The sequence below is a fragment of the Anaeromyxobacter sp. Fw109-5 genome (assembly GCF_000017505.1).
Classification (GTDB): domain Bacteria; phylum Myxococcota; class Myxococcia; order Myxococcales; family Anaeromyxobacteraceae; genus Anaeromyxobacter.
The window spans coordinates 4,250,464-4,268,855 of sequence record NC_009675.1 but is presented as its reverse complement, the minus strand read 5'-3'; the positions used below and the strand labels follow the sequence as shown (position 1 = coordinate 4,268,855).

The 18,392-nt window shown below is 72.1% G+C and carries 24 protein-coding genes; 12 read left to right on the top strand and 12 right to left on the bottom strand.

Annotation, left to right across the window (positions count from 1 at the left end; translation table 11 throughout):
- Positions 1-361: 361 nt before the first annotated feature.
- Positions 362-985, bottom strand: a complete 624-nt coding sequence (locus ANAE109_RS18775; RefSeq protein ID WP_012098461.1) for a TetR/AcrR family transcriptional regulator — start codon at positions 983-985, stop codon at positions 362-364.
- 114 nt (positions 986-1,099) lie between these two features.
- On the opposite strand from ANAE109_RS18775, the gene ANAE109_RS18770 reads away from it, so the two are divergent.
- The 4 genes from ANAE109_RS18770 to ANAE109_RS18755 all read left to right on the top strand — a co-directional run bounded on the left by ANAE109_RS18770 (position 1,100) and on the right by ANAE109_RS18755 (position 4,948).
- Positions 1,100-1,816 (top strand): SDR family oxidoreductase, encoded by a 717-nt coding sequence (locus ANAE109_RS18770; protein ID WP_049768638.1) that lies wholly within the window; start codon positions 1,100-1,102, stop codon positions 1,814-1,816.
- A 1,158-nt stretch (positions 1,817-2,974) separates the two neighbouring features.
- Positions 2,975-3,190, top strand: coding sequence for a hypothetical protein (locus ANAE109_RS24660; protein WP_041448504.1), 216 nt, complete (start codon positions 2,975-2,977; stop codon positions 3,188-3,190).
- 142 nt (positions 3,191-3,332) lie between these two features.
- Positions 3,333-4,034, top strand: coding sequence for a metallophosphoesterase (locus tag ANAE109_RS18760; protein WP_041448503.1), 702 nt, complete (start codon positions 3,333-3,335; stop codon positions 4,032-4,034).
- Positions 4,035-4,084: 50 nt separating this feature from the next.
- The gene (locus tag ANAE109_RS18755) at positions 4,085-4,948 is read left to right on the top strand and encodes an adenylate/guanylate cyclase domain-containing protein (protein ID WP_049768637.1); all 864 of its coding nucleotides are present in this window, start codon (positions 4,085-4,087) and stop codon (positions 4,946-4,948) included.
- A 17-nt stretch (positions 4,949-4,965) separates the two neighbouring features.
- Here ANAE109_RS18755 and ANAE109_RS25900 read toward each other — a convergent pair whose 3' ends face one another.
- The 3 genes from ANAE109_RS25900 to ANAE109_RS26025 form a co-directional block, all read right to left on the bottom strand.
- Complete coding sequence (locus ANAE109_RS25900; protein ID WP_234945181.1) at positions 4,966-5,124, bottom strand: OsmC family protein; 159 nt, start codon at positions 5,122-5,124, stop codon at positions 4,966-4,968.
- Positions 5,125-5,232: 108 nt separating this feature from the next.
- Positions 5,233-5,433, bottom strand: a complete 201-nt coding sequence (locus tag ANAE109_RS18750; protein ID WP_041448502.1) for a hypothetical protein — start codon at positions 5,431-5,433, stop codon at positions 5,233-5,235.
- A gap of 21 nt (positions 5,434-5,454) precedes the next feature.
- The gene (locus ANAE109_RS26025; protein ID WP_255342588.1) at positions 5,455-5,589 is read right to left on the bottom strand and encodes a hypothetical protein; all 135 of its coding nucleotides are present in this window, start codon (positions 5,587-5,589) and stop codon (positions 5,455-5,457) included.
- A 160-nt stretch (positions 5,590-5,749) separates the two neighbouring features.
- On the opposite strand from ANAE109_RS26025, the gene ANAE109_RS18745 reads away from it, so the two are divergent.
- Both ANAE109_RS18745 and ANAE109_RS18740 read left to right on the top strand, forming a co-directional pair.
- A complete protein-coding gene (locus ANAE109_RS18745; protein ID WP_012098456.1) occupies positions 5,750-6,301 on the top strand; it encodes a carboxymuconolactone decarboxylase family protein in 552 nt (183 codons plus the stop codon).
- Between the two features lie 65 nt (positions 6,302-6,366).
- The gene (locus ANAE109_RS18740; RefSeq protein WP_012098455.1) at positions 6,367-6,996 is read left to right on the top strand and encodes a pyridoxamine 5'-phosphate oxidase family protein; all 630 of its coding nucleotides are present in this window, start codon (positions 6,367-6,369) and stop codon (positions 6,994-6,996) included.
- Positions 6,997-7,021: 25 nt separating this feature from the next.
- On the opposite strand, the gene ANAE109_RS25615 is transcribed toward ANAE109_RS18740, so the two are convergent.
- On the bottom strand, positions 7,022-7,165 hold the full coding sequence (locus tag ANAE109_RS25615; protein WP_200860873.1) for a hypothetical protein: 144 nt from the start codon (positions 7,163-7,165) through the stop codon (positions 7,022-7,024).
- A gap of 306 nt (positions 7,166-7,471) precedes the next feature.
- Here ANAE109_RS25615 and ANAE109_RS18735 point away from each other — a divergent pair, with 306 nt between their 5' ends.
- Positions 7,472-8,401 carry a hypothetical protein gene (locus ANAE109_RS18735; RefSeq protein WP_012098454.1) on the top strand — a complete coding sequence of 310 codons (930 nt, stop codon included), beginning with the start codon at positions 7,472-7,474 and terminating at the stop codon, positions 8,399-8,401.
- A gap of 86 nt (positions 8,402-8,487) precedes the next feature.
- On the opposite strand, the gene ANAE109_RS18730 is transcribed toward ANAE109_RS18735, so the two are convergent.
- From ANAE109_RS18730 to ANAE109_RS18715, 4 genes are all read right to left on the bottom strand, one after another.
- Positions 8,488-8,721 (bottom strand): thioredoxin family protein, encoded by a 234-nt coding sequence (locus ANAE109_RS18730; RefSeq protein ID WP_012098453.1) that lies wholly within the window; start codon positions 8,719-8,721, stop codon positions 8,488-8,490.
- Between the two features lie 11 nt (positions 8,722-8,732).
- On the bottom strand, positions 8,733-9,764 hold the full coding sequence (locus ANAE109_RS18725; RefSeq protein ID WP_234945180.1) for a permease: 1,032 nt from the start codon (positions 9,762-9,764) through the stop codon (positions 8,733-8,735).
- 97 nt (positions 9,765-9,861) lie between these two features.
- Complete coding sequence (locus ANAE109_RS18720; RefSeq protein WP_012098451.1) at positions 9,862-10,560, bottom strand: cytochrome c biogenesis protein CcdA; 699 nt, start codon at positions 10,558-10,560, stop codon at positions 9,862-9,864.
- A gap of 9 nt (positions 10,561-10,569) precedes the next feature.
- Complete coding sequence (locus tag ANAE109_RS18715; protein ID WP_012098450.1) at positions 10,570-10,977, bottom strand: co-chaperone YbbN; 408 nt, start codon at positions 10,975-10,977, stop codon at positions 10,570-10,572.
- Positions 10,978-11,130: 153 nt separating this feature from the next.
- Between ANAE109_RS18715 and ANAE109_RS18710 the strand changes: the two genes are divergently transcribed.
- The 3 genes from ANAE109_RS18710 to ANAE109_RS18700 are packed head-to-tail and all read left to right on the top strand — an operon-like array spanning position 11,131 to position 13,082.
- Entirely contained in the window at positions 11,131-11,481 is a 351-nt protein-coding gene (locus ANAE109_RS18710) for a helix-turn-helix transcriptional regulator (RefSeq protein ID WP_041448501.1), read from the top strand.
- A gap of 9 nt (positions 11,482-11,490) precedes the next feature.
- Positions 11,491-12,636: an ACR3 family arsenite efflux transporter gene (arsB, locus tag ANAE109_RS18705; RefSeq protein ID WP_012098448.1), complete on the top strand. Its 1,146-nt coding sequence runs from the start codon at positions 11,491-11,493 to the stop codon at positions 12,634-12,636.
- Entirely contained in the window at positions 12,633-13,082 is a 450-nt protein-coding gene (locus ANAE109_RS18700) for an arsenate reductase ArsC (protein ID WP_012098447.1), read from the top strand. The genes arsB and ANAE109_RS18700 overlap by 4 nt, the downstream gene beginning before the upstream one ends.
- 104 nt (positions 13,083-13,186) lie before the next feature.
- Here the strand turns inward: ANAE109_RS18700 and ANAE109_RS23690 are convergent, their stop codons facing one another.
- Both ANAE109_RS23690 and ANAE109_RS18690 read right to left on the bottom strand, forming a co-directional pair.
- Entirely contained in the window at positions 13,187-14,185 is a 999-nt protein-coding gene (locus ANAE109_RS23690) for a choice-of-anchor D domain-containing protein (RefSeq protein ID WP_012098446.1), read from the bottom strand.
- 328 nt (positions 14,186-14,513) lie between these two features.
- Positions 14,514-15,410, bottom strand: a complete 897-nt coding sequence (locus ANAE109_RS18690) for a LysR family transcriptional regulator (protein ID WP_012098445.1) — start codon at positions 15,408-15,410, stop codon at positions 14,514-14,516.
- Positions 15,411-15,525: 115 nt separating this feature from the next.
- Between ANAE109_RS18690 and ANAE109_RS18685 the strand changes: the two genes are divergently transcribed.
- Together ANAE109_RS18685 and ANAE109_RS18680 are read left to right on the top strand one after the other, a co-directional pair.
- Entirely contained in the window at positions 15,526-16,074 is a 549-nt protein-coding gene (locus ANAE109_RS18685; RefSeq protein ID WP_012098444.1) for a YceI family protein, read from the top strand.
- Between the two features lie 41 nt (positions 16,075-16,115).
- A complete protein-coding gene (locus ANAE109_RS18680) occupies positions 16,116-16,715 on the top strand; it encodes a YceI family protein (protein ID WP_041449424.1) in 600 nt (199 codons plus the stop codon).
- A 75-nt stretch (positions 16,716-16,790) separates the two neighbouring features.
- On the opposite strand, the gene ANAE109_RS18675 is transcribed toward ANAE109_RS18680, so the two are convergent.
- Entirely contained in the window at positions 16,791-18,284 is a 1,494-nt protein-coding gene (locus ANAE109_RS18675; RefSeq protein WP_012098442.1) for a glycosyltransferase, read from the bottom strand.
- Positions 18,285-18,392 lie beyond the last annotated feature (108 nt).

Sequence of the window (18,392 nt, the reverse complement as noted above, 5' to 3'; positions counted from 1 at the left end):
GCGTCACCTGCCGCTCCCGCGGCTCCGGCGAGCCCGGCGACTCCTGACGATGGGGGGACCGGAGCCGAATCTTGCAGCGTCTCGCTGCGGATGGTGGACGGCCGGGCGGAGTACGACGAACGCTGCGGGTCGAGCTCGCGCGAGTGCACGCTCGGAGACGACGACTCTGCGTGGGCGTGCCTGTGCACCGCTGCCTCCGGCGGTCGCTCCTCGTGCCAGGCTCAGACGGACGGCTCGGACGTCGTCACGCCCCCGCCGAACTGCTGCCCCGCCGGCTGAAGCGCCCGCGAGCGCGGCCGGGGGCGAGCGAGCGGCGGTCGAGGCTCCCTGGTCCGCCGCGACGTCGCAGCCTCGAGCCTCATCACCCGCGAGAGGGCTTCGTCGACGCGCGCCGATGTGCCTCGATGAGCGCCCGGGCGGCCTGGCCGACGCTGGCCCCAGGATTGTCCCCCGGGCCGAACACGCGGGCGGCGACCCACGCCCCATCCATGAGGAGCAGCAGCTGCGCGGCGAGTGACTCGGAGGAACGGAGGCCAGCTTGCTTCGCCATCGAGGCCAGCCGGTCCCGGACCGCGAGCTTGTTCCGGAGCGCCCGCCGGTGGCCGGGGTGCTCGAGCTCGGGAAACGCCAGCGCCGCGCCCTGGAATGGACAGCCGAGGCACTCGGCGCTGGTGGTGTGCCGGGCCAGCGCGTCGAACAGCGCCAGGAGTCGGGCTTCCGGCGTGCGAGCCGCCGCCATCGCCGACTCCGCCCATTCCCAGAACTCCCGGTCGGCTCGCTCCAGGTACGCCGCGATGAGCTCGTCCTTGGAGGCGAAGTGCCGGTACAGCGTCATCTTGGCCACGCCCGACTCGGCGAGGATGCGGTCGATGCCCACGGCGCGGAAGCCGTGCTTGTAGAACAGGCGGCCGGCCGTATCGAGCAGCCGGTCGCGCGGCTCGGGGGAGGCCGTCCCGCGTGTCGCGGGGCGTGCGGGGCGGGGCACCTTGACAAGATACAGACCTGTCTTTACCCACTCAAGAGACAGACCTGTCTAATGGAGCGGCTCCGAAGGAAGATCGGCCTGGCGCGCGCCGGAGGCGGGGGAGGGGGAGCTCACGTGAGCGAGCTGGCAGGGCAGACGGTCGCGATCGTGGGGGCGAGCTCCGGCATCGGGCTCGCCACCGCGAAGGCGGCGGCAGCGCAGGGCGCCACCACGGTCCTGCTCAGCCGGTCGCAGGCGCGGCTGGACGAGGCCGCGAGGGCGGTCCCTGGAACGACACGCGCAGTCGCGATGGACATGCTCGACGAGGCCGCGGTGGGCCGCGCGATGTCCGCCGTCGGCGCCATCGACCACCTGGTCCTCACCGCGGTGGGCGACGAATACGAGTTCTCGGGGCCGATCGCCGAGCTCACCGCCGAGCAGCTCGAGCGCAGCCTGGACAAGCTCAGAGGCTACGTGACCGTGACCCGTGCGGCCGTGCCCCGGATCCGCGAGCGCGGGTCCATCACCCTGCTGTCGGGCGCCGGCGCGGCGAGGCCGCCGAAGGGGACCTCGTTCCCGGCCGCCGCGAACGGGGCGATCGTGAGCTTCGGAAGGGCGCTCGCCCTGGAGCTGGCGCCGCTGCGCGTGAACGTGGTGATGCCGGGCCTGGTCGACACGCCTCTTCACGGAGAGAAGCGAGCGGCGCTCGCCGCATGGGCCGAGTCGCCAGCGCTGCCGGCGCGCAGGTTCGGACAGGCGGACGACATCGCGCACGCGATCGTGTTCCTCATGACGAACCGCTACGTGACGGGGCACACGCTCGTCGTCGACGGCGGCCTCCTCGCCGGCTAGCTCGCGCGCTGCTCGGTCCGCGGCGGGTCTTGCGGACGGCGGCCTTGCCCGCGACAGCGGACGCCCCGCGCGCTGGCGCCGGTCGGCGCTACCGCTGAGCGCCCCTGACCGGCGCAGGGCGAGCGCCAGAGCCGCGGACCGCTCCCGCGGGACCCCCTCCTCGGACGGTCGGGGCACCCCAGTGAGCGGCTCCGCCGCCGCGCTGGGGGGCGGGTCCCATGGCGCGCGAGGGGGCGCTGCCGCGGAACGGCGCCGGCGCGGGACGAACGCCGGGGGAAGGACGGATGCCGGGGTACGGGCGTACGCCGGGACGCGCACCGGGGAAAGGGCTCACGCCGTGAGGGGGCACATGCCCGTGGCGAGAGGCGTGTCCGTGAGGCCAGTAACCCGGGTACCGCCACCAGCCATACCCGTACCAGGCGAAGTGGGTCGGGCCGTAAGCGCCGAAGTACGGCCACGGTCCCCAGCCCCAGACCCACGGCGCGACGAGCCACGTCCAGCCGTAGTACGGATAGTACACGTACATGTACGGCGCGCCGTATCCAGCGGGCGGTACGTAGATGAAGTCGTCCGCGTACGGCATCCAGATCCAGCCGTACTGCTGCGTGTAGACCCACTGGCCTTCCGGGACCGACGAGGTCGACGGGGGCTCGCTCGAGGGCGGCTCGGGAACCTGCGATGGAGCGGGCGGAGGGAGCTCTTCCGGCGGTGCAGCCGGAGGAGAGGCCGGCTCCTCTCCGGTCTGCGTGGCCCATTCTTCGGCCTGCGCGACCTGCTCCTGGACGTCGACGAGGATCGGACCCGACCGCGAGCTCGACGAGACACCGGCGTCCTGCCCCCCGGCGAAGCCAGGGAGCACCGCGATCACCGCGGAGAGGACGACGGCGCGAGGGTGCGAGACCATCGCTTCCACCCTGTGAGGAGCATATCGCCCAGCAGCGCTCGATGCAGTCCTCGCGGCCAGCGTGACGGCGCGGGAGCGCTTCGTCCGAGCGGGGAGACGTCGGTCGCGGAGCCGTGGTCAAGTGGGGCGCGCCTCCGACGGCGGAAGGCTCGCGCGTCTCGAAAGGGCCACCGGACGAGGAGAGTCGATCTCCCGGGTGCGGTGGGGCGCCATGCCTCCTTCCCGTACGAAGCGCCAGAGGTTACGCGTTGAGCATGGTGGCGCGTACGAAGGCCGATCTCGCGGCGCATCTCGAGTTCCGGCGCAGCACGCTCCTCGGGGCGGCCGAGTGGATGTTCGCGGCGTTGCAGCTGCACGTCGAGGGGTGCCCGCGTTGCCAGAACGAGACGTGCTGCGACGCGACGCACGCGAGCGTGAAGGCCGTCCGCGACGCTCTGCTCGAGGACTGGGAGAAGCACTCGCGGGCGTGACCGGACGAGCTGGCGCGTCGGCGCGGCGTGGGCCAGGAGCCTGCTGAGCGGGCGGTGGAGCTACCGCTGGCCGAGCTCCCGCCGGCCCAGCGCGCATTGCACGCGCCATGGGCTGTCGTCATGACGCGTGTCGAGGTGCGCGGTGCGCGTGCTCGTGATCTCCGACCTCCACGGCAACTGGCCCGCGCTCCGCGCCGTCGTGGCCCGCGAGCGCGTGGAGCAGGTGCTGTGCCTGGGCGACATCGTCGACTACGGGCCCTCTCCGGTGGAGACGTTGCGGTGGGTGCGCGCGAACGCGACGTTCACGGTGCGTGGGAATCACGACACGGCGGTCGCGTTCGAGACCACCTGCGGAGCGTCCCCCGAGTTCCGCCGCCTGTCCGAGGAGACGCGCCGGCTCACGGTCCCGATGCTCACCGAGGACGAGCGGCGATGGGTCGGCGCGCTGCCGCTCCGGGCGTCGGTCGAGCTCGACGGCCGGCGCGTCGCGCTGCTCCACGCGGCGCCCGACGATCCCCTGTACCAGTGGTTGCCCGCGACGGACGTGGACGGCTGGCGGCGAGCGGTGGAGCGCGTCGACGCCGACCTCATCCTGGTCGGGCACACGCACCTCCCCGTCATCCTGCCGCTCGGGAACAAGCTCGTCGTGAACCCGGGATCGGTGGGGCTGCAGCGCGACGGCGATCCGCGCGCGGCCTACGCGATCCTCGAGGACGGCGTCCCCTCGCTGATGCGCGTCGACTACGACAGGCGCGCGACGATCGCCTCGCTCGCCGCGTGGGGGTTGCCGCCCGACGTCGAGCAGCAGCTCGCCGCGATCTACGAAACCGGCCGGATCGGCTGAGGCACGCGAAGCACGAACGAGCCCCGATGAACGCTCCCCGGACATGTGCCGTGCTGTTCGTCGACGTCACCGGCAGCACGCGGCTCTACGAGGCGCTCGGCGACGAGCAGGCGCACGCCCGGATCAGCCAGCGTCTCCGCCGCATCGAGCTCGCGGCCGGCGTGAACGGCGGAAGGGTCATCAAGCACCTCGGCGACGGCCTGATGTGCGCCTTCGCCGACGCCAACGCCGCGGTGCGCGCGGCGCAGGCGATGCAGCTCACGGGCCTGGAGCAGGGCCCCGAGTCGTCGCTCGGCATCCACGTCGGCTGCCACTTCGGCCGCGTGCTCGAGAGCGCGGGCGATCTGTACGGCGACTCCGTCAACGTGGCGGCGCGCATCGGCGGCCTCGCGAGATCGGGACAGATCATCGTCACGCGCGAGGTCGTCGACCGGCTCGAGGAGGGGTTGCGCCGGAGCGCCCGCAGGCTCGGACATGCGCCCGTGAAGGGCCGGCGCGAGCCGGTCGAGATCCTCGAGTGCGTGTGGGAGCGGGAGGAGCGGGAGGAAGAGCGGACCCTCATCCGGCCGAGCGTGGTGCTCGAGCGCGTCGCGCGGTTGAGGCTCGTGTCCGCGGGGCGCGAGCGGTGGTTCGACGGAGCCGGCGCCGGCGTGCTCACGCTCGGGCGCGAGCCGGGCTCGGACGTCGTCGTCGCCGATCGCCAGGCTTCCCGGCGCCATGCGCGCATCGAGAGGCGGCGTGACAACTTCGTCCTCGTGGACCACAGCGCGAACGGGACCTACGTCGCGACGGCCGGCGAGACCGAGCGGTGCTTGCGCCGGGAGGAGCTGATGCTGCCGGCTCGCGGGCGCATCGCGCTGGGCCGCCCCACCACCGACCCGCAGGCGACGGTCATCGAGTTCCAGTGCCAGTAGTCACCGGCGCCCGCCGCCTACTCGACGATCACGAGCTCGGTGGTGATGCCGATGGCCGCGCGGAGGCTCCGGTAGAGCGGACAGGAGTCGGCGTAGAAGCCGTGCACCCGTTCGGCCGTCGCGTGGTGCTCCGGAGCCGCGCGCAGCTCGAGCCTGACGTGGATGCGCCTCAGCACGAGCACCTTCCCTTCGAGCTCGACCTCGCCCGTCGCGTGGCCGACCAGCTTCCCCTCGTCTGCCGGGATCTGGCGCGCCTCCAGCGCGCCTCCGAAGGTCCCGGCCAGTCAACCGCCGGTCGCCGCGACGACGTAGTCGATGGTCGTCGCGTGCGGGTCGAACGTACCGGGCGGCCGGCCGTAGTGCTCGGCCACCGCGCCGTGCACGCCGAACGTGACCGGTTCCGACTCCCCCGGGAGGAACGCCCGCCGCAACGGCCCTTTCACCCGCTCGACCTTCGCCTCGGACCGGTAGACGACGTTCCCCATGGCTGACCTCCGGCCCCGGATCTAATCCGTCGTCACCGCCGATGTCGGCCTCCCGAGCCTCGGGCGCAGATCGAGCATCGCGAAGATCGCCTTCAGCCGGGCGCCGCCGCCGCGAGCGACGAAGCGACGGGCGACGAAGCGGCGGGACTCCGCCACCGCCGCGAGCTCGTCCAGGCCTCGATCCGGTCCACGGCGTCATTCCTCCGGACGCAATGGAGAGCTGCGCGGAGGTCCATTGTTCCGGCGGCGCCTTCGCCGCAAGTCCTCCCGTGACAACCCGCCGCCCCACCGGGCGGCATCACCGAAGGAGGCCGTCATGTCTCGCATCCCCCCCGTCGAGCCGACCATCACGGAAGGCAAGGTCCGCGAGCTCCTCGCGGGCGTGCAGCAGAGCCTGGGCGCGACCCCGAACCTGTACCGCGTGATCGCGCGATCGCCCGCGGCGCTCGAGGGAGTGCTCGCCCTCACCGGCGCGCTGGCGCGCGGCCGGCTCCGCCCACGGCTGCGCGAGCAGGTCGCGCTCGCCGTCGCCGAGGCGGACGGCTGCGACTACTGCCTCTCCGCCCACACCGCGCTGGGGAGAGGGCTGAAGCTCTCCGACGCGGAGCTCGCCCTCGCCCGGCAGGCGGACGCCACGGACCCGCGCGACGCGGCGGCGCTGCGGTTCGTCGCGCGCGTCCTCGAGCGGCGTGGGCGCGTCGAGGACGCCGAGCTCGCCGAGGTGCGGCGCGCCGGCTTCGACGACGGGCAGATCGTCGAGCTCGTCGCGAACGCGGCGCTGAACGTGTTCACGAACTACCTGAACGAGGTCGCCCGGACCGACATCGACTTCCCCGTCGTGCGCGCGGGGGAGGCGAAGGCAGCGTGACCGCGCGCGGGATTGGAGCCGGCCGGCGCGACCCGGCCGGCCCCTTCGACGGCGGGAGCACCGAGATGCGCAGGCCATCGAGCGACGTCGCGTTCACGGCATCCGTGAAGGCGATCCAGGAGCGCAGGGGTTCCCGCGCCGGCTACGCGCGCGTGGAGGCGCGGGGGGGATTCGAGACGGAGATCACCGAGGAGCTCGCCCGGTTCATCGGCGAGCGCGACAGCGTGTACCTCGCCACCGCGAGCGCGACCGGTCGCCCCTACGTGCAGCACCGCGGAGGTCCGAAGGGCTTCATCCGGATCCTCGACGATCACACGCTCGGCTGGGCCGACTACCGGGGGAACCGGCAGTACATCACGACCGGAAACCTCGCGGAGAACGACCAGGCGTTCCTCTTCCTCATGGACTACGCGCGCCGCGCGAGGGTGAAGGTCTGGGGCCGCGCGCGGATCGTCGAGGACGATCCCGGGCTGGTCGAGCGCCTCATGCCTGACGGGTACCGCGCCACGGCCGAGCAGGCGGTGATCTTCACCGTCGAGGCGTGGGACGTGAACTGCCCGCAGCACATCCCGCGGAAGCTCGACGAGCCCGAGGTCGAGGAGGCGCTCGGGCGCCTGCGGGAGCGCGTCGCGGCGCTCGAGGAGGAGAACGCGCAGCTGCGGGGCCGCGTCACCGGGGCGCCGGACCGCGCGTAGCGACGCGCCGGCGGCCGTCGCGAGCTCACGCGCAGACGACCTCGAGGAAGGTGCTGGGAGAGCTGCTCAGCGCGGCGCGCAGGCAGCGGGCGTAGCAGCGGGGACCCCACAGCCGGATGATGAGCAGCGTGTGCTTCAGGACTTCCTTCCGGGTGATGACTCCGCGCATCGCGTCCTCCTGCCGGGAGGACGCCGGTCGCGTCCACGGCTGACACGGGACCGGGGGCGCGCGGTCGGGGGGCGGCGTGGGGACGGCGAGCGGTCGCCGGCACGCTCATCGTCGACTTCGCGGACAGCGAGCGCCTGACACGGATTTGCCTCGGAACGAAGGAGAATCGGCGCACGGCGCGAGTCGCCGACCCGAAATGTCGCAGACGGCTGTATCCCCGGCGGCGCGAGGAGCGTAAAAAGATAGATCCCACTGCTTCCGCTCGCGTCGCTGACGACCGGTCGCCTCACCGAAGGAAGGGCGGCCATGGCCGATCTCGAGAACGGAACGCTGGTGCAGCACACGACGCTGGGCGTGGGCAAGATCATCGCCCTCGAGGCGAACGCGGTCCACGTGTTCTTCCCCGACGCGGACAGGCGGTTCGCCGCCAAGCTGCGGCTCCCCGCGGCGCGGGCGCTCCTGCGCACCGAGGGCTTCGAGCCGAACAGCTGGCTGGAGGGGCTCTCCGCGTTCGCCCTCGATCCGAAGAGCGGCCGCTACACCCTCGCCGCGGGCTGGCTCACGCACGACGAGGCCCTCGAGCAGTTCCTCGCGGTCTACCCCGAAGGCTTCAACGACCCGGAGTACGCCGCCGAAGGGTCGGGCAAGCGCGCCTCGCGGTGGCGCGCCGCGCACGATCGGTGGGTGGAGCTGCTCGGCGAAGGGCAGGGCGCGCGGCTCGTCGACGAGGGCGAGCTCCGCCCGCTCGTCAAGCGCCTCCTGCAGGTCGAGACGACGATCGAGGCGCTCCACCCGGCCGCCGACGCGGACGCGGTGGAGGAGGCGCTCGCGGACGACGAGACCACCCGGCCCTTCTGCGGCGCGCTGTTCGAGCTGCTCTCCGTGCCGTCGCCGGGGCGCGCCCGCTTCGAGAAGCTGTTCGCCGCTGCGCGAGACCTGCCGGTCCAGCCCGCCCAGCAGTGGCTGGTGGCGACGCTCTTCCCCTTCGTGGCCTCGCCCGAGCGGCACGTCCTCCTCCGGCCCAAGATCACCTGCGATGCCGCCGACCGGCTCGGTTGCGACCTCGGCAACGACGCGGCGCCGAACTGGGGGACCTACGCCGCCCTCCGCGCGCTCTCGACGCAGCTGCTCGAGAAGCTGAAGGCGAACGGCGCGAAGGACTTCGTGGACGTCGAGTCGTTCCTGCACGTCACCGCGACGGCGAAGCGCCGCGCCAAGAAGGCCGCCGCACGCTGAGAGACGGACTCAGGCGCTGAAGGGCGCCGCGGCGAGCACCAGCGGCCGGGCCTTTCGCGACGGCAAGCCGTCGCGAGGGGCGCCCATCACCGGCGCAGCAGCTCGCCGATCGCTTCCGGCGACAGGACCTTGCCCGAGGATCTGACCACGCCGTCCACGGCCAGCGCCGGCGTGGTCATCACGCCGAGCTTCATGATCTCGCGGAGGTCCTCCACCTTCTCGACGCACGCCGCCAGCCCGAGCGCCGCCACGGCCTTCTCCGCGTTCGCGGTGAGCTGCTTGCACTTCGCGCAGCCAGTGCCGAGCACCTGGATCTTCATGTCCCGTCTCCTCACATCACGCCGTTGAACAGCCAGCCGACCAGCAGGATCCCGCTCGCGACGACGCCGACGAACGCGGCGATCAGGGGTGGCCGGAGCACCTTGCGGAGGATCACGATCTCGGGGAGCGAGAGCCCGATCACCGACATCATGAACGCGAGCACGGTGCCCAGCGCCGCTCCCTTCCCGAGGAGCGCCTGGACGACCGGGATGATGCCGGCCGCGTTCGAGTACATCGGAACGCCCACGAGCACCGCCGCCGGCACCGACCACCACGCCGACTTGCCCATGAACGTCGCCAGCAGGCCCTCCGGCACGTAGCCGTGGATCCCGGCGCCCACCGCGATCCCCGCGACGACCCACGGCCAGACCCTGCCCACGATCTCGCGCACGGCCTCGCGCCCCATCTCGACCCGTCCCTCGAACCCCAGGTGCTCGCCCTCGTACTGCGCGCTCACCTTCATCGAGTCGCGCACCCAGCTCTCGACGTGGCGCTCCAGCTTCATGCGGCCGAGCACGAACCCCGAGGCGATGGCGATGGCGAGCCCGGTGACGAGGTAGAGCGCGGCGACCTTCCAGCCGAAGAGGCCCAGGAGGAGCACGAGCGCGATCTCGTTCACCATCGGCGCGGAGACGAGGAAGGAGAACGTCACGCCCAGCGGGATGCCCGCCTCGACGAAGCCCAGGAACAGCGGCACCGCCGAGCAGGAGCAGAACGGGGTCACCACGCCCAGCAGCGCCGCCACCACGTTCCCCACCGATTCGCGCTTGCCCGCCAGGATCGCCCGGGTCCGCTCGACGGTGAAGAAGGAGCGGGCGATCCCGACCACGAAGACGATGAGGGCGAGCAGCAGCAGCACCTTGGGGGTGTCGTAGAGGAAGAAGGCGACGCTCTGCCCCAGGTGTGAGTCCGCGGCGAAGCCGAGGACCCGGAACGTGAGCCACTCCGAGAGAGGCTGGAGGGCCGCGTAGGCGGCGCTCCACGCCGCCAGCCCGGCGCCGAGCACGAGCACCGTGCGGCGCACCCGTCCCCTCGGCGTCACGGAGACGGCGTCGGCGCGAGCGGGTTCGGCGCAGCAACTCGTTGGTTTCGGCGGGACGGTCATCGAGGTCGGCTCCAGGGCGTCGGGTCGAGCACGCTCACGGTGCGGTGTAGAGGAAGTAGAGGCCGCCCAGGATCACGGCGGTCCCGGCGGCGCCGCGCAGCAGGCCCGTGGCGCGTGCGCCGGCCTTCCACGACAGCCATCTCTGGACGCGCTGGGCGGAGGCGCCGGCGAGCACGATCGCCGCGGCGTGGCCGAGCGCGTAGACCGTGACGAGCAGCGCGCCGTACCCCGCTCGCGCCCGGCCTGCCGCGAACGCGATCCCGAGGAGCGGGGCCATGAAGGCGAACGTGCAGGGCCCGAGCGCCGCTCCGAAGAGGAGCCCGAGGAGCAGCGCGCCGGTCACGCCCCGCTGCCGCGAGATCGACGGCATCGACCCGGAGGGCAGCGGCAACGCGCCCAGGAGGTGCAGCCCGAGCGCGAAGAAGACCGCGGCGAGCGCGAAGCTCCCCGCCCTCCCCACGTCGCCGGCCATCCGACCTGCTGCCACCGTCGCGGCGCCCAGGGCCGCGATGCTCCCCAGGGAACCCACCGCGAAGCTCGCGGACAGCTGGACGGCTCGACGGGTGTCCGGGAACGCGCCCGCGCCGTTCATGTACGCGACCACCAGCGGGACGCCGGACAGGTGGCAGGGGCTGAGAAAGACCGAGAGCATGCCCCACGCGAACGCGGCAGCGAGCGCCCACCCGGCGGAGGCGGTGAAGGCGGTTCCGAAGGACGCGAGGAGCTCCGGCACGTCCGCCGCCTAGAGGCTCACGCCGAGCGCCTTCCACTGCGCCAGGATCTCGGCTTTGGCCATGAACCCCTCGTGTCGAGCGAGCTCCCTGCCATCGGGGCCGAAGAAGATCTGCGTCGGGATCATGCGGATGGCGTAGGGAGCGGCGGCGCCGGGCGTCTGCCACACGTCGATGAACTGAACGTCCATTCGGCCGGCGTACTCGGCCTTCAGCTCTTCGAGGATGGGCGCCATCGCCTTGCAGGGGACACACCTCCCCGCGCCGAGATCGACCAGCCGCGGGAGGGCCGGTGTGGAGGACGGGGCGCTCGCCGCCTCGCTCGCAGGCGCGGTCCTCGCCGCGGTCCTGGCGACGAGCACGATCGCGACCGCCGCGGCCACGCCCGCGATGGAAACCGCCCTGGCGAATCTGGTCATGCGCGCCCTCCTCGAGCGACGCCACCTATCGCATGATGACGATGAGGCGGCAATCCGTCCCTGATGCGCCGAGTTGTCGCAGGCGCCGCGAACCGCGCGAATGGCGGGCGGAGGGCTTGCGGCGGTCGCGCGCTCATCGTAGAACCACGAACCGTGCCGACGGCCTTGAAGCGAGACCCCTGCGGCCCAGCGCCCGCTCCGCGCGACGCTCCCGACGTTCGCCCGGTCGAGGGCGCCGAGGCCGACGAGGAGCTCGCCCTCCTCGCGAAGGCGCTCGGCCATCCCGCGCGCGTCCAGATCGTGCGGCTCCTCGTGCGCCGGGAGGCGTGCGTCTGCGGCGACATCGTCGACGAGCTGCCGCTGGCGCAGTCCACGGTGTCCCAGCACCTGAAGGTGCTCAAGGACGCAGGACTCATCCGCGGGGAGATCGACGGCCCCCGCGTGTGCTACTGCGTCGAGCCTCGCGCGCTGCGGCGGCTGAAGGCGCTCGTCGGAAGCCTCTAGGAGCCCCGCATGTCCGAGCCCGCAGTCACCCTCGCTGCGCCCTCCGGCGTCGCCCGCCGGCTCTCGTTCCTCGACCGCTACCTGACCCTCTGGATCTTCCTCGCCATGGGCGCGGGCATCGCGCTCGGCTGGGCCGTGCCCGGGGTCGTCCCGGCGCTCGACCGGCTGAGCGTCGGCACGACCTCGATTCCCATCGCGATCGGCCTGATCCTCATGATGTACCCGCCGCTCGCCAAGGTCCGGTACGAGGAGCTGCCGCGGATCTTTCGCGACGGGAAGGTGCTCGGGCTGTCGCTCGTGCAGAACTGGGTGGTCGGGCCGCTGCTCATGTTCGCGCTGGCCGTGATCTTCCTGCGAGACAGGCCCGAGTACATGGTCGGGCTCATCCTGATCGGCCTCGCCCGCTGCATCGCGATGGTCATCGTCTGGAACGACCTCGCGAGGGGCGACACCGAGTACTGCGCCGGCCTCGTCGCCTTCAACTCCATCTTCCAGGTGCTCTTCTTCTCCGTCTACGCCTGGATCTTCATCACCGTGCTGCCTGGGTGGCTCGGCCTCCGGGGCGCCGAGGTCCACATCACCATCGGCGAGATCGCCCGGAGCGTCTTCGTCTATCTGGGCATCCCGTTCCTCGCCGGGATGGCGAGCCGCTTCGGGCTTCGGGCGTGGAAGGGCGAGGACTGGTACCGCAGGGTGTTCATCCCCCGGATCTCGCCCGTCACGCTCGTCGCCCTCCTCTTCACCATCGTCGTGATGTTCTCCCTGAAGGGCGAGACCATCGTGCAGGTGCCGCTCGACGTGGTGCGGATCGCGATCCCGCTCCTCGTCTACTTCCTGCTCATGTTCTTCGTCTCCTTCTGGATGAGCCGGAAGGTCGGCGCGACCTACGGGCAGACCGCCACGCTGTCCTTCACGGCCGCGTCGAACAACTTCGAGCTCGCCATCGCGGTGGCGGTCGCGACGTTCGGCATGTCCCACGGGGCGGCCTTCGCCGCCGTGATCGGTCCCCTGGTCGAGGTGCCGGTCCTCATCGGGCTCGTGAACGTGGCCCTGAAGCTGCGCGACCGCTGGTTCCCCGGCGAGACCGGCGAGCTCGGGAAGGTGGCGAGCTGCGCGGTCACCGTGGAGGGCCCTGCGGCCAGGGGGGCGCCGTGAGCGCCGGCTGGGAGCAGGACGTCGAGCGGATCCGGGCGGCCCGGCCCGGGCACGTGCTCTTCCTCTGCGTCGCGAACTCGGCGCGGAGCCAGATGGCCGAGGGGATCGCCCGGGCGCTCGCGCCGGCGGCGGTGCGGATCTCGTCGGCGGGCTCTCAGCCCTCGCGCCTCAACCCGCTCGCGGTGAAGGCGCTCGCCGAGATCGGCATCGACATCCGCGGCCACCTCTCCAAGAGCGTGAACGACCTCCCGGCCGGAGACGTGGACGTGGTGGTCACGCTGTGCGCCGAGGAGGTCTGCCCGGTGTTCCTGGGCAGTGCCCTGCGCGTCCACTGGGGGCTGCCCGATCCGGCCGGCGTCCCGGGCGACGAGAGCGCCAGGCTGGACGCGTTCCGGCGTGTGCGGGACGAGCTGCGGCGGCGTCTCGAGCGGGTGTTCGCCCCGTAGGCGGGGCAAGGCGACCCCGGTCCGGCCCCGTTCGAACCCGTCGAACGCGAAAGAGGAGGAGGGCCACGCGGCCCTCCTCCTCGTGCGTCAGGGGCGAGGGCCCGCTACGGAACGACCTTGGTGGTCGCGGTGGTGGCGTCGACGTCCGGGTTCTGATCGGTCACCGTGGCGGTCCAGGTGATGACCTCCGGCGCCGCCGGCGCGTATGCTGGGAAGGCCACCTTCGCGGTGGCGCCGGGCGCGAGCGGCACGTCCTGGCTCGCGGTGTAGACGATCGCCGTCACGCCCTGGCCGTCGGTGACGGACCCTTCCACCTGGACGGTGACGCTCCCGGCGACGCTCCCCGCGTTCACGACCGCCACCTTCGGCGCGGCCGTGCCTCCGCGCGAGACGTCGAGACGCTTCGCCACGGAGAGGCGGGCGATGTCCACGTCGACCAGCGGGCTCGGCTGGCTCTGACCCGAGCCGCTGACGGCGAGCTGGAACGACGCCGCCGTCGCGTCGTCATTCGCGATCTGGATGCAACCGAGGTCCGCCGTCGCGTCGGTCGGCGCGTACGTGACGGTGAGCGTCTGGGTGCCGCCGGGCGCGACCGTGAACGGGCCGGCGGGGGAGGCCGTGAACTCCGCGGAGGTCCCGTTGCAGCGCGACACCGCCGAGACCGCGAGATCGGCGTTCCCGGGGTTCGAGACGGTCGCCGTCTGCGACCCGGAGCTCCCGACGGTCACGGTGCCGAAGGCGAGCGACGCCGGGGCGACCGCGATCTTCGGCGCGGCCGCGACCGGGCGGCTCGACGCGTCGCCGGGTAGGGTGCGCGCCGTGATCTCGGCGAGGTTCGTGAACCCGTCGCCGTCCGAGTCCTTGGGCTCGGCGAGCGTGAGCGCGGTCGAGATCCCCGACCCGATGTTGGCGCGCAGCTCGGAGCCGTAGGGATTGAAGGTGCCCGTGCCGCCGCTGCCGTGACAGGCCGAGCAGCTGTCGAGGGCCGTGCCGCTGGTCCCGTACTTCGAGTTGAACGTCGAGAGGTACGAGGAGAACGCGCTCGCGGAGAGCGGAGCGGCCGCGAGGGTCGCGACCAGCGCGAGGTTCCTGATCCGGTACATCGTGTTCCCTTCTCCGGGGTCGACTGCCCCGGCGAGGACGGGCTCGGAAAGCCCGGTGCGGGTTCATCCCGCGTGCAGCGCGAGGGCGCTTGTGCACGCGGGACACCAGGCCTGCCGCGACCCGCTCCCGACGTCGACCTGACGGGACCACGACTCAGGCGGATCTAGGCGGACCCAGGGTTTAGCTGGACCCGTTGACCCGGAAGCGTCTGTATTGAAAGGCGCCGCTCGGTGAGCGGCGCCCCGCGGATGTGCGGCGGTTCCCCTGGTGACGCACCTCGGATTTTCGGGAGGCGCAGTCGAATTCCCTCGCGGGCGCCAGGCCTTCTCAGACGGGCGCCCCCGCGCCGGTCCGGGTCTTCAGCATCTCCAGGACGAGATCCCGGAACGCGGTCACCTTGCGCGGGACGTGCTTCGCGGAGGGCGTGACGATGTACATGCTCCCGGCCGACCGCTCGAAGCGGGGCACGATCCGCACGAGCGTGCCCGCCAGGACGTCGGGCTCTGCCACGAAGGTCGGGAGCAGCCCGATCCCGGCGCCCGACCGGACGGCGTCGCGGACGAAGAGGAGGTCGTCGCAGACGATGCGCGGCGGGTGCGCCGGGACGGGCCGGGGGCCGGTGATCCGCAGCTTCTGAGGCCCACCGCGGAACACGATCCAGTCGTGCGCGTCGAGCTCGTCCTCGGTGCGCGGCGTGCCACGGCGGGAGAGGTAGAGAGGCGAGGCGTAGAGCTGGAACACGACGGCGGCCGCCCGGCGCACGATGAGCGACGAGTCCTCGAGCTTCGAGGCGGCGCGGAGCGCGACGTCGAAGCCCTCGGCCACGAGGTCCACCACCCGGCCGGTGAGGTGCAGGTCCACGGACACCGCCGGATACCGCGCCGTGTAGCGCGTCAGCACCTCCGCCAGGAACAGGACGCCGAGGTCGACCGGCGCGGTGAGCTTGAGCGTCCCCGACGGCGCCTCCTCGCGCTCCGGCAGCTCGCCGAGGGCGGCCTTCACCGAGCGGAGCAGCGGCGTGACGCGGTCGTAGAGCGCCGTGCCCGTCGCCGTCAGGGAGACCTGGCGCGTGGTGCGGAAGAGGAGCTGGGCGCCGAGCTCGCCCTCCAGCCGCGCGACGCCGCGGCTCGCCGACGACTTCGGGATGCCGAGCTCCTTCGCGGCGGCGGAGAAGCTGGAGGTGCGCGCCACGGCCTCGAAGAGGGTGAGGAGGTTCAGGTCCATCGTTCCCTCCGTGGAACGGTGATGTGCAAGAGCGAGCATTGCTCTAACACGGGAACGGGGACAAGTTTGCTCCCGTCACGAGCGCGAAGCGCCCCACCACGAGGAGCACGAAGAAATGACGAACCCCTGGGACATCGACGTCAGCCACTCCGCCGTCCACTTCCACGTCCGGCACATGGTCATCTCCAAGGTGCACGGCCGGTTCGCGAGGTGGTCCGGCGCCCTCCAGCTCGACGAGCAGGACCTCACCCGCTCCTCCGTCGACGTCCGTATCGAGGCCGCGTCCATCGACACCCAGGTGGCGGATCGCGACGCCCACCTCAAGTCCGCCGACTTCCTCGACGTCGCGAGGTACCCGGAGCTGACCTTCCGCTCGAAGCGGATCGAGAAGGCGGGCGACCGGTACCGCGTCGTCGGCGACCTGGAGCTGCACGGCGTCACGCGGGAGGTGGTCCTCGACGCGGAGTTCGCCGGCACCGGCAAGGACCCGTGGGGCAACCAGCGCGCGGGCTTCGCGGCGAAGGCCTCCCTCGACCGGCGCGAGTTCGGACTCGTCTGGAACGCCGCGCTCGAGACCGGGGGCGTGCTCGTCGGCGAGAAGGTGGAGATCTCCATCGAGCTCGAGGCCGTGAAGCGGGCGGCCGCCGCTCCCGTCGCCGCGTGATCCCTCGGCCGTACCCCTCTACTCGGAAAGGAAGAAGCCCGATGAAGAAGCTCATGGTGTCTCTGCTGTCGCTCGTCCCCGCGCTCGCGCTCGCCGCTCCGTCCAGCTGGAGCGTGGACCCCACCCACTCGCAGGTCGGGTTCGCGGTGAAGCACCTCGTCATCTCCAACGTCCGCGGCGAGTTCACGAAGTACGAAGGCAAGCTCGTCCTCGACGAGGCGGACGTGACGAGGTCGCAGGTGGAGGCCACCGTCGACGTGAACAGCGTCGACACGAAGGTCGCCGACCGCGACGCCCACCTGAAGTCGGCCGACTTCTTCGACGCGGCGAAGTACCCCTCGATGACCTTCAAGTCCACCAAGGTCGCGAAGGCCGGCAAGGACAAGCTGAAGGTGACGGGCGACCTCACGCTGCGCGGCGTGACCAGGCCGGTGGTGCTCGACGTCGTCACGACGCCCGAGGTGAAGGGCATGAACGGCGAGACGCGCCGCGGCTTCTCGGCGACGACGCGGATCAGCCGAAAGGACTTCGGCCTCACCTGGAACAAGCTGGTCGAGGCCGGCCCCGCCGTCGGCGACGACGTCTCCATCGCGCTCGAGCTCGAGGTGGTGAAGGCTCAGCCGAAGACCGCATCGCGCTGACCCGCGCTCTCGAGCTCGAACGGCCGGCTCCCCGTAGGCGGGAGCCGGCCGTCCCTCTTTTCCATGAGGGCGAGGCTACGCGCTCCGCGGCGAGGCCGCTCCCGCTCGACCCTCGCGCGCGCCGAGCAACCGCAGCCACTCGCGCACCTGCCTGAACACCAGGAACTCCTCGTGGACCCGCCGCTGCCCGTTCTGGCCCCAGACGGACCGCTGCCTCGGGTCCGCGAGCATCTCGTCGAGCGCCTGGGCGAGCGCCCCGGGGTCCTCCGGATCGGCGACGAGCCGGCCGTCGAGGCCGTCGCGGATCTGCTGGCGCAGCCCCCACGCGTGCGTGCCGAGCACCGGGACGCCCTTCCACATCGCCTCGGTCGCGGTGAGCCCGAAGCCCTCGCGCAGGGAGCTCTGCACCACGATGGTGGAGCAGCGCTGGAGGGCGTTCACCATGAGCGCGTTCTCCTTGAGCGAGGACATGGGCAGCGTGAGGATGGCCACGTCCGCCTGCGCTCGCGGCTCGAGGCGGACGTACGCGGCGGTCAGCTCGGCGAGCACGTCGCGCGCCTCGGGGTCGTCCTGGATCCCGTAGGGATCCGGCCCGGCGAGCACGAGCCGGACGATCTCCAGCCGGCGCCGGTGTCTCGGCGGCTGGGCGCCGTCGTCGACGCGCCGCTTGAGGGCGAGGAACCCTTCGAGCAGCTGCCGGAAGCCCTTCAGCCGATCCCACCGCGAGACCTGGGTCACCACGGGACGGAACAGCAGGCCGACGTCCGCCGGCCGATCCGCCGGCGCGAACGTGCCGTCGGGCCGGAGCCGGAGCGCCGGGTCGGCGAACGGCGGGGTCAGCACCGGATGGCCGTGCGCGACCAGGCCGGAGTTGCACAGGATGCCCACCAGCTTGTGCGGGGTCAGCTCGCGGTTCTTGTGACCGAGCGGATCGATGGTGGGGCGCATCACGGACGCGCGCCCGGCGAGGAAGTCGCGGATGTACTCGGGCGCCGAGAAGCTCGCGTGGTCGTAGGCCTCCGCGTACGGCTGCAGGAACGACCAGCCGGCGCGGGTGACGGGCGAATCCACCTCGAGCCCGATGTGGCAGCGCCAGATCGCCTGCAGCCCCAGCGAGGCCTGCAGCCGGGCCCCCGCGCCGAGGGGCTGGGGATCGTGGACCACCAGGAGATCGCCGGGCGCGAGGAGCGGGTGCAGGGCGCTCGCGCACTCCTCGCTCACGCGCTCGTAGAGGGCCCGGTCCGACGGCCCGAGGCGCGGGTCCCCCTCGCCGTGGAGCAGGCCGTGAAGGCGCTTCGTCAGCGCGAAGAACTCCGGACGCTCCGGCCGCATCACCACCCACTCGGTGGCGACCCCCAGCTCTCTCAGGATCGAGACGAGGCGGGGCATCATCTCCGCGACGCCACCGCCCGAGCGCGTCGAGCTGAGCATCCAGACCGTCCGCCCGGCGAGCCTCGGGACGCACAGCGCCGCCTCCGAGCGCAGCTCGCGCACGGGCTCGGCGAGGTGGAGGAAGCGGGCGTAGTCGTCGAGCCGGACGTGCTCGCGGATGTCGACGCGTTCGATCATGTCGCCCCCAGTGAGGGCGCGCTCGCGGTGAGCGGCGCGCTCGATCTGGATTGTCGCGGCGGCGACGCCTTCGCGCACCACGAGTGGCGGGTCGAAACGCGAACCGGG